This window comes from Yoonia sp., from assembly GCF_017854415.1.
GTDB lineage: Bacteria > Pseudomonadota > Alphaproteobacteria > Rhodobacterales > Rhodobacteraceae > Yoonia.
On record NZ_JAFMHR010000077.1, the window covers coordinates 1 to 15,335 of the forward strand.

The following is a 15,335-nucleotide window of genomic DNA, read 5'->3' on the forward strand; positions in this document are numbered from 1 at the left end:
ACAAGATCAACACGGTTTTCCGGCAATCGGATGATGCGTGGCGTGATCGAGGCGTTGATGCGGCCTTGACGGGCATAGGCACCAATCATCGCAGCGGTGTCTGCTTCGGCCTGCTCGGGCGTAAAGACGCGGCGCGGCTGTGACTGGACGAACGACAGTAAAACCGCATCATCAATGCGGCTGTTTCCTTCGATATTGATCCGGTTAATCGTAGGGTTTTCCACGACACGGATCAAAAGACGGCTGCCTTGGGGGATCAGTTCAACAGTTTCAAACAGGCCAGAGTTGCGAATTTCCTGACCTGCCGCGTTCAATTCTGAAGTTGAAAGTCCAACGCCGGGGGCAAGTCCCGCAACTGATAAGATGGTGCCGTCTTCGACACGTTGGTTTCCTTCGATGACAAAACTACTGAAGGCAAAGGTTTGTGCCTGCGCAGCGCCGGCCGCCAGACCCAACAAACAAAGGGCGACCCATAAGGTCCGCGCCGCTGCCAAAGTATGCGCCAATACGCGCCCAACAGTTGTGTTCATTTTGATCGCCCGTGCCATGATACCAGTTACTTTCGACCTACCGACAATCGGGCAGGATGTCAAAACGCCAAAAGGCCAAAAACGCGGGTCACGTGCGAATATGCGTTATGGGCACAAGATCGTATCGTTGAGGATCGTGAACGTCATCAGCGACAGGATCAAACCCAAGCCCACGAACATGAACACTTGCACCGCACGTTCGTTTGGCTTGCGGCGCGTAACAGCCTCGTAGGCATAAAAAACAAGGTGCCCACCGTCAAGAACGGGGATCGGGAACAGGTTGATCAAGCCGACGGCCGCGGACAAAGCACCAATAAACCAGATAAAGCTTTGTGCGCCCTGCTCTGCCATTGATCCGCTGGTTTCTGCAATGCCCACCGGTCCGGATAAATTGCAGGTCGAGATTTGGCCGAACAGAATATGCTGCATTGCCGACAACGAGGTCGTGACAGTATTCCAAAGCCCCCGCGCGCCCATCTGCGTGGCCTCCCAAGGACTGACGGCAACAGTGCGTTCGTTAAAGAAAATCGTGCCTGAAATGCCGATTAACCAGCGCGTTTCAAAACCGCCTTCTGCCATCGGCATATCCACACGACGCGGCGCAATCGTCTTTTGCAACGTCTCGCCATCGCGCCAAACCTCAAATTCGAGCGGCGCACCATCGGCTGCCAAAACAAGCTCTTGGACTTGGGAGAACGCGAATACTGGCGCACCATCAATGGCGGTGATCACATCGTTGATCTTGATATCCGCGTCATCCGCTGCCGAACGCGGACTAACGCTTAATACAGCAGTCGGGAAATAATATGGACCTTCGACATCGATGATGTCACCATCGCGCGACACCGTGTATGACATACGCTCGATCAGCGGCAGTTGATCGGTGATACTAACGGTGCCTTCAACTTCATCAAATCGCACACCTTCGACGGCAATCATCACATCGCCCGCACGCAAATCACTGCTAAAGCTGGGCGGTAACGGACGCATTTCGCCAAAGGTCAGCGGGTCTGCGGACCGGCCCTGATACATGATCGAGCCTGCAAATATCGCAATTGCCAAGACAAAGTTAAACACCGGACCCGCCGCGACAGTTGCCGTGCGCGCCCACAGTGGCGCACCCATCATTGTGCGGCGCAAATCGGCGTCTGACACTGTTCCGTCACTACCAACACTGGCTGCGTTCGCATCCCCCATAAAACGGACGAAACCACCCAAAGGCAGCGCCGCAATCTGCCAAACCGTGCCACGCTTATCAGTGCGCCGAAAAATCACCGGCCCAAAACCAAGCGAAAACACCTCTGCATGGATGCCACACCAGCGGCCTACAATATAATGGCCATATTCATGGATCGCGACGATGATCGACAACGCGACCACAAAGGCCGCAATCATAAAGGCGAAGTTCCCGAACATCGGTACAAATTGCATCAGATCCAAAACGTCATCCTAATTGGTTAATTGCTTCGCCCGCGTAGATACGCGCAAGGCGGTCGGTCTCTAGAACATTATCTAGGGTGATAGCCGCATTTTGCAGCTCACCACCTGATAACATTTTGTCCAACGTCGCGGAAACAACCGCTGACATATCCAAAAATCCGATGTCACCTGCAATAAATCCGTCCAGCGCGCGTTCTTTGGCAGCATTAAACACAGCACCCGATAGCCCACCCTGATCCATCACCCGCTTGGCAATGCCAAGTGCGGGATAACGCGCTTCATCCGGTGCTTCGAACGTTAGGGTGCCAATTTTGGCGAGATCAAGCCGTTCCACAGGCAAATGCCGCCTTTCGGGCCAATGCAGGGCATACCCAATCGCGTGGCGCATATCAGGGGGACCCACATGCGCCATCAACGCACCGTCATGGAAACCAACCATCGCATGAATCAAACTTTCGCGGTGCACCAACACTTCGATCATATCGGGTGAGACGTTAAAAAACTCTTTCGTCTCAATCAATTCCATCGCTTTGTTGAACATCGACGCGCTATCGATTGTAATGCGCTGGCCCATATCCCAGTTGGGGTGGCTGGACGCTTGCGCCAAAGTTGCAGTTGCCAGTTTTGCTATTGGCCAGTCGCGAAATGCACCACCAGAAGCCGTGATAATCACCCGTTCAACCGCCGCCATATGTTCACCAACCAGGGCCTGAAACACCGCTGAATGTTCGCTATCGACAGGCAAAACCGTGGCACCATGCGCCTTGGCGCGGCCAAGCAACAACGGACCTGCGGTCACCAGAGATTCCTTATTAGCCAAAGCCAAAGTCGTGCCGTGCGACAATGCCTCAAGCCCCGGAACCAATCCTGCGGCACCAACAATCGCAGAAAGTGCCCAATCAACGGGGCGCGCAGCCGCCTGTGCAATCGCGGCATCACCTGCGGCGACTTCCACCTCGGTATCAGCCAGCAAGTCCTTTAATTCATTGTAACATTCAGGATAGCAAGTAACCGCCAGATCAGCCCGCAACGCCCGCGCATCTTGGGCCAATTGGGCAACATTGCGCCCACCAGTCAGCGCCACGACATCATAGTCCGCAGGCGCCCGCGCAATCAGATCCAGCGCGCTTTGACCGACCGATCCCGTAGCTCCGAAAACCGAAATCCGCCTCAAAAGACGACCCCGGGGACGTCTACAATATCTGCCACAATGATCAAAAACAGCGATGCGCCCAAAAGCGCGTCAAAACGGTCAAACAATCCACCATGTCCGGGGATCAGCGTCGAGCTGTCCTTAACACCCATACGCCGCTTCAGTGCGCTTTCGGCGATATCACCCATTTGTCCGGCAAAGCTAAGCACCATAGAAATCGCAATGATCCAAAGGCCCGCATCGGTGAAAAGCATGAAAATGAAACCGACCAAAGCCGCCCCGATCCATCCGGCAATTGTGCCGCTCCAGGTTTTCTTGGGGCTTATCTTGGGCCAAAATTTCGGACCGCCGAATGATTTGCCTGCGAAATAGCCAAATATATCGGTCACAATCACGACCGACATCAGCCATAGAATCCAGGTAAAGCCATAGTCATCGCGAAAATGCACCAATCCCCAACCGGCCAGTTGAATGCCCAATGCAAAGATAAAGAACGTCTTGATTTCGGTCTTGAGCTGGGTCGCACCAATCACAGGCACAACCAAGAACAACAACATGCCCAACAATGTACCTTCGGCCAATTGGCCCGACATCACCGATGCAACAAGGGCGGCCAAAAGCATCCCCTTTGTCGGCTCATCTGCGCGGATCATCATCCACAATTCCCAGACCATCACTGCGGTGACAAACACCACAAGCATCTGAAACCAAACCCCACCCAAAATCACGCCAACGGCGCCAACGGCCACCATCGCCGCGCTGGATATCAGGCGAACGGTCAAGTCATCCCATTTTGCAGGGGGCAGCGTCGATTGTGTCATTTAGGCCCTCACCGCACCGAACCGACGGTCGCGTTTACCATAGCTTTTCAATACTTTGGCAAACTCGGCTGCCGTAAAATCAGGCCAAAGCGTATCGACGAATTCATATTCAGCGTAGGCCGATTGCCACAATAAAAAATTTGAAATGCGGGCTTCGCCGCTGGTCCGAATAACGAGATCGGGATCAGGCAAAACATGCGTATCTAGAAAACTCGCAAGCTTTTCGGCGTCGACATCTTGGTGGTCCAAACGACCCTGCGCGACCTCAAAGGCCAACCGCTGGGCTGCGCGGGTGACTTCGTCACGCCCGCCATAATTCAGAGCAACGGTCAAATGAACCAGATCATTTTCTGCAGTGCGCAACTCCAGTTCATCCATCAGGTTGACCAGCTTGTCGTCCAACCGCACCCGATCACCGATAAATCGGACACAAACGCCACTTGAAAAAAGTTCATTGGCTTCGCGCTCAAGATACCGGCGGAACAGGCTCATAAGCCCTGCAACTTCGATCTGCGTTCGTTTCCAGTTCTCGGTAGAAAAAGCAAATATTGTCAGGTACTTGACCCCAAGATCTGGGCAAGCGGCTACAATTTCGCGCACACGTTTTGCGCCGGCATGATGTCCAAACAATCGCGGGCGCCCACGCTGCTGTGCCCATCGGCCATTGCCATCCATAATGATAGCGACATGAGCAGGGGCAGTTTTGGCGTCGGCGTCCTTGGGCATTTTTGCCCCTTTTCTGCTCGGGTTGAGTGGATCAGACCTGCATGATCTCGGCTTGTTTCGTCTCGACGGTTTCATCGACAAGTTTGATATGTGCGTCAGTCACTTCTTGCACGGCGGCTTCCCAGAACTTCTGGTCATCCTCACCCAAGCCGTCAGCTTTGGCTTTCTTAATCTGGTCCATCCCGTCGCGGCGCAGGTTGCGGATCGAAACACGGGCACTCTCGCCGTAGTTCCCGGCGACCTTGGTCAATTCCCGGCGACGTTCTTCGTTCAGCTCCGGGATCGGCAGCATAATGATCGTGCCATTAAGCTGAGGATTGATCCCCAAGCCGCTTTCACGTATCGCTTTTTCGACCTTACCGACAAGTCCCTTGTCCCAAACATTGATCGTCACCATGCGCGGCTCGGGTACGTTTACAGTGCCCACTTGGTTGATCGGCGTCATAGAGCCATAGGCGTCCACCATCACCGGCTCCAACATCGAACCAGAGGCGCGGCCGGTGCGCAATGAAGCAAGTTCGACGCGCAAGTTTGCAATCGCACCCTCCATGCGGCGGGTCAGATCATCGGTATCAAGTTCAAAATCGTCAGCCATTGTTCTTCGGTCTTCCTCATCTCGGCCTTACGGCACGTCATTTTCTTTGTTTTAGGCCAAAGGGATGCACTTGTATAGCCAGCACCCCGACCGCCTTCTTCTGTTCTCAAATACCTCGGGGAGTTTGAGGGGCAGCGCCCCTCATACCTTCAGCTTAATCTTTCACGACCGTATACGTGCCCTCGCCCGCTAAAATGCCGCGAAATCCGCCCTCGTGATCTAGCGAAAACACAATGATCGGCAGATCATTGTCGCGGGCCAATGCAATCGCACTGGCATCCATCACGCCAAGATGCTTTTGCAAAACCTCGTCATAGCTAACCTGATCGTAGCGGACCGCGTCCGCATGTTTTGCAGGGTCCTTGTCATAAACGCCATCAACCTTGGTGCCTTTGAAAATCGCCTCGCAGGCCATTTCATTGGCGCGCAGCGTCGCGGCCGTATCGGTTGTAAAGTAAGGGTTGCCCGTGCCTGCTGCGAAAATACAAACGCGCTTTTTCTCAAGGTGACGGACAGCACGGCGGCGAATATAGGGTTCGGCGACTTCATTCATGGTAATTGCGGAAATCACGCGGGTATGGATATTCAATTCTTCCAGCGCAGATTGCATCGCCAATGCGTTCATGACTGTCGCCAGCATGCCCATGTAGTCAGCAGTCGTACGCTCCATCCCCTGTGCGGACCCTTGCAAGCCGCGAAAGATATTGCCTCCACCGATGACCATGCAGATTTCGACACCCATATCGTGGACCGATTTCACTTCGCGCGCGATACGTTGCACGGTCGGCGGATGCAGACCAAAGGTCGTGTCGCCCATCAACGCCTCGCCTGAAATCTTAAGCATCACCCGTTTATATGCCGTTTTTCCGGTCGCGCTCATGGTGGTCCCCTTTGTGCCATTGCTTGGCGCACAAAATGTCGCAAAAACGGGTCAGGTTCAATGGGCGTTCGGCCAGATCAGACCAGATAAGCTGACCGCTTCACTGATGGGCGCATGTCAGGTAAAGCTGATCGCGTCTAACAACTGTCTGGTCCCTCATGTCTGCGATCACAATCACTCCTGATATGCCTGTTTTGATCGCAGGCCCGACTGCGTCAGGGAAATCTGCGCTGGCCCTGCATATCGCACAACACCAAGGGGGCGTGATCGTAAACGCAGACGCGCTTCAGGTGTTCGATGGCTGGCGCATACTAACAGCACGGCCTGATGATGTGGACCTTGCCGTCGCAGAGCATGCACTTTACGGCCATATCCAGTTCAACGCGCCCTACTCTGTCGGGCACTGGCTGCGCGACGTCACACCATATCTGTCGGGCAAAAAGCGCCCGATCATCGTGGGTGGGACGGGTCTTAACTTTAGCGCACTGACACGTGGACTAGCCGATATTCCACCCACTCCCGCACCAGTCCGCGCGATGGCGAACGAAATCAGTCTTGCTGATCTATTAAGCGACCTTGACCCCGACACCACAGTGCGGATCGATATCCAAAACCGCGTGCGCGTCCAGCGTGCATGGGAAGTGCAGCGCGCGACGGGCCAAACGCTGGCAAGCTGGCAAAATGCTACGCCACCGCCACTCTTGCCCGCCCTGACCGCTGTTTGCATCACAATGGAAGCCCCGAAAGATTGGCTGAACGCGCGTATTGCGCAGCGCTTTGACCTGATGTTGCAGCAAGGCGCGTTGGACGAGGCCCGCGCGATGCTGCCGCACTGGAACCCAGACAATCTGTCCTCCAAGGCAATCGGCGCACCGGAACTGATCGCGCACCTGCAGGGTCATATGACCCTTAACGCCGCCCGCGAGGCCGCAATCATCGCATCGCGGCAATATGCCAAACGCCAACGCACCTGGTTTCGTGCACGGCACAGCGATTGGCAGCAAGTTCCCGCCGATAGCCCCGACTTATCTGCAACACTGCGTCTGACAGATTAGGCAGCGGATTGATTCCAAACGGCTTTCTGCGCAGAATCGGTGAAAAAAGACATCGAGGCACGTTGATGAACATAATGAACACACCCCTGCCCGCGCTCGCGCTGGCGACCATTACGCATGGCGGAAACGCAGCGCGCTGGCGCACCGAGGCCATGCGCAGTCACGCAACGGCGCGCTTGATCCGGATCGGCAAGGGACAAGGACGCATTACTATCGCGGGACTGACCAACGGGTACGGTCCCAATAACCTGATTTATATCCCCCCGCACACGATGTACGGCATGGAAGTCGGCCAAACGGTCTTTGCCCAAAGCCTGACCATCCCCGATGCAACAGGCTGGCCAGAAACCTCCTTTCACCTGCGCTTGCTGGATGTTGACCCACAAAAAGAACTGGTCACCTTTATCGAAGCGATCGAGCGTGAACTGCAGCCGGGTCGCGACCCGCGTGCGGCGTCATGCTATTTCGGGCTGCTGACGATCTTTGTTGAACGCCAGCTTAAGGCGCGCGATCCAGCGACGATTGATGTGCGCCGCGCTTCCGCTGCAGCCAAGCTGGTGGCGCGCTATACGGCGATGATTGCGCATGACTTCCATTCTGATCGCGGCGTGGCAGAGTTTTCTGCCGCACTTGGCGTGACCCCGACACATCTGACGCGCTGTTGCCGCAAGACCTGTGGTCGGTCTGCTTTGGGGCTGCTGAATGACCGAATCCACTACGAGGCCTGCGTGCTTCTCAAAGAAACCGCGACCCCCATTCAGGGCATTGCGCAGGCCTTGGGGTTCCAGTCGCCCGCATATTTCACCCGCAGCTTTCAAGAAAAATCAGGTCAAACACCGTCTGAATTTCGCGGCAAATCCCACACTAGATTTCGCGCATAGCACAGCGGGCATGCTGCATTGCAGCATCAAAGCGCTTTGGATATTTCATCAAAAATGTCGGTTTCCGACATCCAACGTGTCGTAAACGTGATATAAATTGCTAATGCACCTGTTGACGCGCGCCCAAAAATTGTGCCGTATGGCGGCTGGACGGGTAGCGCTATCAAGAAAGCATTGGAAGAATGCAGCGCAACTATAATCCGCAATAAAACGAACGTCTCATAGGGAGAAATGAATGACGCATTCAAACGACACGATCCACCCCGCAGCGCTGATGTACGCCAAAGAAGAAATGGCGGGCCAACTCAGCCGCCGTGAATTCATGGCACGTACGACCGCATTGGGTGTGACCGCGACCGCAGCCTACGCGCTGATCGGTGCTGCAGCACCTGCACACGCTGGTGGACACGCCAAGCAAGGCGGCACTATCCGCATGCAAATGGAAGTTCGCGCGCTGAAAGATCCACGCACATACGACTGGACGCAGATCGCGTTCTTCTCGCATGGTTGGCTCGAGTATCTCGTAGAATATAACAACGACGGTTCGTTTGCGCCTATGCTGCTTGAAAGCTGGACTGTGAACGATGACGCGACGACCTATGTTCTGAATGTCCGCAAGGGCGTTAAGTGGAACGACGGGTCTGATTTCACTGCTGACGACGTTGCGCGCAACATTGAAGGCTGGTGTGACAAGAACATGGAAGGCAATTCCATGGCTGGCCGTTTCGCGATCCTGATCGACGAAGCCACAGGTTTAGCCGTTGATGGCGGCATTGAAGTTGTCGATAGCCACACTGTACAATTGAACCTGCCAGGTTCGGACATCTCGTTGATTGCGGGCATGGCTGACTATCCTGCCGCGATTGTTCCTGCTGATTTCGACGCAGAAAACATGACTGGTAACCCAGTCGGCACTGGTCCTTACTTGCCAGAGAGCCTCGAAGTTGGTGTCAAAGCTATCCTCGTGCGTAACGAAGGTTTCGATTGGTGGGGCTATGCCGAAGGCAAAGGCGCATTCCTCGACCGGATCGAATATGTGGATTATGGCACAGACCCATCCGCATGGGTGGCTGCAGCTGCATCTGACGAAGTTGACATGTTCTATGAGACTGTCGGCGACTTTGTTGAAGTTGTTGAAGGCATCGGCTGGGAGCGTTCAGAGATCGCATCTGCGGCGACGATCGCAATTCGTCCAAACCAATTGGCCGAAGTTGATGGCATGAAGCCTTATGCTGACAAGCGTGTACGTCAGGCGATTGCAATGGCTGTTGATAACGCGGTTTGTCTTGAGCTGGGTTACTCCAACTTGGGTCAAGTGGCGCGCAACCAGCATGTCGGTCCAATGCACCCTGCATGGGCAGATGTTCCTGGATTGCCATTCGATCCAGCGGGCGCGCTTGCATTGCTGACCGAAGCTGGCATGCAGGACTTCGAGATGGAAATCGTGTCGATTGACGATGACTGGCGCAAGAACACAACTGACGCGGTTGCCGCCCAGTTGCGTGACGCTGGCTTCAACATCAAGCGGACAATCATCCCGGGTTCGACCTTCTGGAACGATTGGACAAAGTACCCGTTCTCATCCACGAACTGGAACCACCGTCCACTTGATACGCAGATTTTGGGCCTTGCTTACCGTTCCGGTGAAGCTTGGAACGAATCCGGCTTTGCAAACGCAGAGTTCGACGCTCTTCTGGCCGAAGCCAACGCTATCGCGGATGCAGATGCACGCCGCGTTGTAATGGCCAAGCTGCAAGCGATCATGTCCGACGAAGGTGTCACGATCCAGCCATACTGGCGTTCACTTTACCGCCACGCCAAACCTGGCATTGTGGGCTGGGACATGCACATCGCATACCTCCCGCAGATGTATAAAGTCGCCTTCGCGGCTTAACAAAAGAAGGGCCGCCTCAGTGATGGGGCGGCCTTTTTCTGCTACCGAAAGCGGATCTTTGGAAAACCGAAGGCCGCAGTAAAAAGACGAATAGTCAGGCAACGTTCTGACATAGCTCACCGACAGGGGCCTTTATGGGACTGTTTATTTTACGCCGCCTTGGGGTTATGATCCTCACGGCTTTATGCCTGACATTTATCGTGTTCTGGCTCACAAATCTTGCACCAAACCTCGAGAAACTTGCCAAGACCCAAGGCAACGCCCGCATGTCGGACGAAGCTGTGGTCAGCTGGCTGGAAAATCGCGGGTATTCACAAGCCTTGCCGGTTAAATACGGCCAATGGCTGGGTGTTATGCCCGGTTATGTCATCGAAGGCGCCGACGGCGAAGTGCGCGCACGCTGCGCAGGTCCGGGTGTCGAAGTCGCGGACGCATCAACGTTTTGCGGTATCTTGCAAGGTGACTGGGGCTTTTCCACTGTCTTCAAAGACGATGTTTCCACCATTGTTGCCACAAGATTGGGGCTGACAGGGAAACTGATGTTCTGGGTCATGATGGTCATGATCCCCGGCGCGTTGATCTTGGGTGTGCTTGCGGGCATGCGCGAAGGGTCCCGCACGGACCGCAGTCTTTCAACGGTATCCATTATTTCGACGGCCACACCGGAATATGTATCAGGTGTTGTCTTTATCTCGGTCTTTGCGACCGCGACATTCGGGATGCAATGGTTCAAAGGTACGGCGACTTCCGCGATGGAGGATGCCACTTTTGAAAACTTCTTCTTACCAGTGATGACCATCGCGCTTTACGGCATGGGCTATATCGCGCGGATGACGCGGGCATCAATGACCGAAGTCATGACTGCCCAGTATATCCGCACCGCCCGCCTGAAAGGCGTCAGCTTTCCCAAGATTGTCCTCAGACACGCTTTGCGCAACGCATTGATCGCACCGTTTACGGTGATCATGCTGCAATTTCCGTGGCTGCTGAACGGCGTCGTCATCGTCGAGACTTTGTTCAACTACAAAGGCTTTGGCTGGGTGCTGGTGCAAGCCGCCGGTAATAACGACATCGAACTGCTGCTTGGTGTCTCAATCGTATCCGTCTTCGTGGTTTTGATCACACAGCTGATTTCCGACATCGGCTATGTCTTCTTGAACCCACGCATTCGTATTTCTTAAAGGGAGGATCAGGACATGGAAGCTTTATCATGGACCGGTAGCCTTGGCACCATCCTCAACCCCGCACTGACACTCGTAGTGGCGCTATTTGCCATAGCTCTTGTCGCACAACTGGTTCTGGGACTGTTCGCAGCGCCGATGACCCTTCAATCCAATGCCGATGGCACGCTGCAATCACGCGGCGGCGCCTTGGGCATGTCTGAAACAGCGGTCAAGTATTTGTTCCTGGGACTGATTGCCGTCGTTGTCGCCTACATATTGGTGCCATTGGTGATGCCATATGGCAGCGCTGGCATTCTAGGTGAAATGTCCAAACGGTTCTTGCCGGTCTGGATTGCACTGGTCGCACTTTATGCGGTTTCAATCATCTACAAGCGCAAGCTGGGCCTTTATGGCAAACTGTTTGACAGCACCGTTGGCATGATCGGCTTTGGCTTGGTCATGTTTTGGGTGTTCACAGCGCTGTTCGTCGGCCTGTTCGACATGATTATCACGCATGACTACCTCAGCCAGGTTTCGGGACTAAAGAACAAGACACCCGGTGTTCCTGTGCCAGAAGGCACCGATGGGGCGATCGCGCACTATCTTCTGGGTGGCGACAACCTTGCCCGCGACATCTTTAGCCGCGTCGTGACGGGATCGGTCTTTGTGATTGCGATTGCACCGTTGGCCACGATCTTTGCCTTTATGGTCGGGATCACGCTGGGCCTGCCTGCAGGTTTCTATGGCGGTAAGCTGGATACGTTCCTGTCGTTTGTGGCGAACTTGATCCTCGCGTTCCCGGTCATCTTGCTGTTTTACTTGCTGGTCACGCCGGAAATCGTCGAAACAGGCATCCCGTCTTATATGGCGGCGTTCTTGTTCATATTCCCGCTGATCTTTTTCGGTGTTTTGCTGAACTCGCGTTTCTACACCCAACCGGCCAAGCGCAACATGATCTTGGCCCCCGTCTTGATCGTCTTGGGGTGGCTTTATCTTTCGGTCATCAACCAAAAAGGCACGGTCATTAACTTCCTGCCTGAATGGATGGACCTGTTTGATATCTCGATCCTTGTGGTCTTTGTGTCCGTTGTCTTTGTAAACGCACCGACCGTGTTTCGTATCGTCCGTGGCCTGACCCTTGATTTGCGCACCCGCGATTATGTCGCTGCCGCTCAAACCCGTGGCGAAGGTGCTTGGTACATCATGCTTTGGGAAATCTTGCCCAACGCGCGTGGTCCACTGATCGTCGATTTCTGCCTGCGCATTGGTTACACAACCATCCTCCTAGGCACCTTGGGTTTCTTTGGCTTGGGTCTTTCTTCCGAAAGCCCGGACTGGGGGTCAACGATCAACGAAGGCCGCAAATTGTTGCTGATCTATGCACACCCTGCCCTGCCACCTGCAGTCGCACTGCTCAGCCTTGTGCTTGGCCTGAACCTGCTGGCTGATGGTCTGCGCGAAGAAAGCCTTAAAGACTAAACATCACGGGCTTCGCCCTTTGGGCGAGGCCTTTCGTGACGCCGGCTTGCCGGCCCCTAAAAGGGATCAAAGAATGACTGAACAACCCATCCTAGAGATCGACAAACTCTCAATCTCTTTCTTCACCCGTCTGCGCGAAATTCCGGCCGTGATGGATTTCTCTGCGACCGTGATGCCCGGAGAGGCGCTAGGCCTTGTCGGCGAATCCGGTTGCGGCAAATCCACCGTGGCGCTGGGTATCATGCAAGACCTTGGCGTAAACGGTCGCATCGTCGGCGGCTCGATCAAGTTTAAAGGCCGCGACCTGTGCGAAATGTCGCCCGAGGAACTTCGCAAGGTCCGTGGCTCCGAAATTGCGATGATCTATCAAGAGCCTATGGCGTCACTTAACCCTGCCATGAAAATCGGCAAGCAGCTGATGGAAGTGCCGATGATCCACGAAGGTGTGGGCGAAAAAGAGGCCTACGCACGCGCGCTCGAAGTTGTCACAGACGTGAAACTGCCCGATCCAAAGCGGATGCTGAACAGCTATCCACACCAGCTCTCTGGTGGCCAGCAGCAGCGTATCGTGATCGCGATGGCGCTGATGTCGAAGCCGTCGCTTTTGATCCTCGACGAACCGACAACCGCGCTTGACGTGACCGTCGAGGCCGCCGTTGTCGAACTGGTCAAAGACCTTGGCAAAAAGTACGGCACCTCGATGCTATTCATCAGCCATAACTTAGGGCTAGTCCTTGAGACCTGCGACCGTATCTGCGTCATGTACTCTGGCGAAGCGGTCGAGCGTGGCAGCATCGAAGACGTTTTCGACGAAATGCAGCACCCCTATACACAGGCGCTGTTCCGCTCGATCCCCCTGCCCGGCGCAGACAAGAACGCTCGCCCGTTGGTGGCAATTCCGGGCAACTTCCCCTTGCCGCATGAACGTCCACAAGGCTGTAACTTTGGTCCACGGTGCGATTACTTTGAACCGGGCCGCTGCGACGCAGGCTTTATCCCGATGGAACCGGTGCCGGGCAATGACCGCCACCAGTCCCGCTGCGTAAAGTTCAAAGAGATCGACTGGCAAGCACCCATGCAGCTTGGTGAACAGAAAGAAAAACCGGAACCCGGACAGGTTGTTCTGAAAATGGACAACCTCAAAAAATACTACGAAGTGGCCGCGAATGCGCTCTTTGGCGGTGGCGACAAGAAAGTCGTCAAAGCCAATGAAACGCTGAGTTTCGAAGCGCGTGAAAGCGAAACACTGGCGATTGTTGGCGAATCCGGTTGCGGCAAATCCACCTTTGCAAAGGTCCTGATGGGCCTAGAAACGGCGACCGAAGGGGAAATTCTGCTCGATAACAAATCGATCGGCAACACACCCATTGAACAGCGCGACACAAAGACGATCGCCGACATCCAGATGGTGTTCCAGAACCCGTTCGACACCCTGAACCCCTCTATGACAGTCGGTCGCCAAATCATCCGTGCGCTCGAGATTTTTGGCATCGGGACCAACGATACCGAACGTCGCGAGCGGATGCTCAACTTGCTTGATCTGGTCAAACTGCCACGTGAATTTGCCGACCGCATGCCGCGCCAGCTGTCGGGTGGTCAAAAGCAACGTGTTGGTATTGCACGCGCATTTGCGGGTGACGCGCGCATCGTTGTGGCCGACGAACCTGTTTCAGCGTTGGACGTATCGGTTCAAGCTGCAGTCACAGACTTGCTGATGGAAATCCAGCGCGAACATAAAACAACGCTGCTGTTCATCAGCCATGACCTGTCCATCGTGCGCTATCTGTCTGACCGCGTTATGGTGATGTATTTGGGTCATGTGGTCGAATTGGGCAGCACCGATCAGGTGTTCTCGCCGCCCTACCATCCCTACACAGAGGCGCTGCTTTCAGCCGTGCCAATCGCCGACACCAAGGTTAAGAAAAAGCACATCGTGCTTGAAGGCGACATCCCATCAGCAATGAACCCGCCCAGCGGTTGCCCGTTCCAAACGCGGTGCGGTTGGAAATCAAAGGTAGCTGACGGTCTTTGTGACAAAGAAGTACCGCCCGTCCGGTTTGTCGCTGATGGTCACCAAATCAAGTGCCACCTAAGCGATGCCGATCTGGCAGAGATGGAACCCGTTATTCAAATCGCGGCAGAGTAACGATCATCTTGCTCTGAAAACTCCCGCCGGAGGCTGGCGATCTTGGCAACAAGATCGTCACTCGCCCCAGATCACCAAAACATAGTTCTGGGTTTCGGCAAACGGCGGGATACCGCTATGCCGCGCCACAGCACCGGGTCCTGCATTATATGCAGCCAGCGCAAGCGGCCATGTTCCGAACGCCTCGAATTGTGCACGCAAATACCGTGCGCCGCCGTCTAGGTTCTGAAAAGGATCGTCCGGGTCAACGCCTAAATCACTGGCGGTGTTTGGCATTAACTGCGCCAGTCCCAGCGCGCCTTTGGATGAAACTGCCGCTGCGTTCCAACCACTTTCTTGCTCGATCAACCGCAAAAACAGGCCCACTGGCACCCCGTGTTTCGTGGCAGCCGAGCGCGCCAAGCGTAAAAAGGGGCCGTTATAGTCGCCCTCGTAAGACGGGGTAATTGTAAAGCCATCCGTCCGCGGCGGCAGCAAACGAACCGAGTTTTCATATTGCTGTGCTGCCCGTCCATCCAAAACCGAAGTCTGACTTTGCAACAATCCCGACCGCGACATCGTCGATACCTGCT

14 protein-coding genes are annotated in these 15,335 nt (G+C 54.8%); 6 read left to right on the forward strand and 8 right to left on the reverse strand.

The window, feature by feature from the left end:
- From QZ197_RS09930 to pyrH, 7 genes are all read right to left on the reverse strand, one after another.
- Positions 1 to 530 (reverse strand): POTRA domain-containing protein (locus tag QZ197_RS09930; protein ID WP_296431752.1); only part of this gene is annotated, 530 nt, incomplete at its 3' end.
- Positions 531 to 635: 105 nt separating this feature from the next.
- A complete protein-coding gene (gene rseP / locus QZ197_RS09935; RefSeq protein ID WP_296431754.1) occupies positions 636 to 1,970 on the reverse strand; it encodes an RIP metalloprotease RseP in 1,335 nt (444 codons plus the stop codon).
- Positions 1,971 to 1,974: 4 nt separating this feature from the next.
- Entirely contained in the window at positions 1,975 to 3,144 is a 1,170-nt protein-coding gene (dxr, locus tag QZ197_RS09940) for a 1-deoxy-D-xylulose-5-phosphate reductoisomerase (protein WP_296431755.1), read from the reverse strand.
- Entirely contained in the window at positions 3,141 to 3,944 is an 804-nt protein-coding gene (locus QZ197_RS09945; RefSeq protein ID WP_296431756.1) for a phosphatidate cytidylyltransferase, read from the reverse strand. The genes dxr and QZ197_RS09945 overlap by 4 nt, the downstream gene beginning before the upstream one ends.
- Positions 3,945 to 4,670: a polyprenyl diphosphate synthase gene (gene uppS, locus QZ197_RS09950; RefSeq protein ID WP_296431758.1), complete on the reverse strand. Its 726-nt coding sequence runs from the start codon at positions 4,668 to 4,670 to the stop codon at positions 3,945 to 3,947. It abuts the gene before it with no gap.
- A 31-nt stretch (positions 4,671 to 4,701) separates the two neighbouring features.
- Positions 4,702 to 5,265 (reverse strand): ribosome recycling factor, encoded by a 564-nt coding sequence (frr, locus tag QZ197_RS09955; RefSeq protein ID WP_296431759.1) that lies wholly within the window; start codon positions 5,263 to 5,265, stop codon positions 4,702 to 4,704.
- A 154-nt stretch (positions 5,266 to 5,419) separates the two neighbouring features.
- Entirely contained in the window at positions 5,420 to 6,145 is a 726-nt protein-coding gene (pyrH, locus tag QZ197_RS09960; RefSeq protein WP_296431761.1) for a UMP kinase, read from the reverse strand.
- A gap of 158 nt (positions 6,146 to 6,303) precedes the next feature.
- On the opposite strand from pyrH, the gene miaA reads away from it, so the two are divergent.
- From miaA to QZ197_RS09990, 6 genes are all read left to right on the forward strand, one after another.
- The gene (miaA, locus tag QZ197_RS09965) at positions 6,304 to 7,200 is read left to right on the forward strand and encodes a tRNA (adenosine(37)-N6)-dimethylallyltransferase MiaA (RefSeq protein WP_296431762.1); all 897 of its coding nucleotides are present in this window, start codon (positions 6,304 to 6,306) and stop codon (positions 7,198 to 7,200) included.
- 74 nt (positions 7,201 to 7,274) lie between these two features.
- A complete protein-coding gene (locus QZ197_RS09970; RefSeq protein ID WP_363157889.1) occupies positions 7,275 to 8,081 on the forward strand; it encodes a helix-turn-helix transcriptional regulator in 807 nt (268 codons plus the stop codon).
- Positions 8,082 to 8,316: 235 nt separating this feature from the next.
- On the forward strand, positions 8,317 to 9,975 hold the full coding sequence (locus QZ197_RS09975; protein WP_296431764.1) for an ABC transporter substrate-binding protein: 1,659 nt from the start codon (positions 8,317 to 8,319) through the stop codon (positions 9,973 to 9,975).
- A 134-nt stretch (positions 9,976 to 10,109) separates the two neighbouring features.
- Positions 10,110 to 11,156, forward strand: a complete 1,047-nt coding sequence (locus QZ197_RS09980) for an ABC transporter permease (RefSeq protein ID WP_296431765.1) — start codon at positions 10,110 to 10,112, stop codon at positions 11,154 to 11,156.
- Between the two features lie 15 nt (positions 11,157 to 11,171).
- Entirely contained in the window at positions 11,172 to 12,617 is a 1,446-nt protein-coding gene (locus QZ197_RS09985; protein WP_296431766.1) for an ABC transporter permease, read from the forward strand.
- Between the two features lie 73 nt (positions 12,618 to 12,690).
- Positions 12,691 to 14,763, forward strand: a complete 2,073-nt coding sequence (locus tag QZ197_RS09990; protein ID WP_296431767.1) for an ABC transporter ATP-binding protein — start codon at positions 12,691 to 12,693, stop codon at positions 14,761 to 14,763.
- Positions 14,764 to 14,820: 57 nt separating this feature from the next.
- Here QZ197_RS09990 and QZ197_RS09995 read toward each other — a convergent pair.
- Positions 14,821 to 15,335: lytic transglycosylase domain-containing protein (locus QZ197_RS09995; protein WP_296431768.1), on the reverse strand; the 515-nt coding region annotated here is incomplete at its 5' end.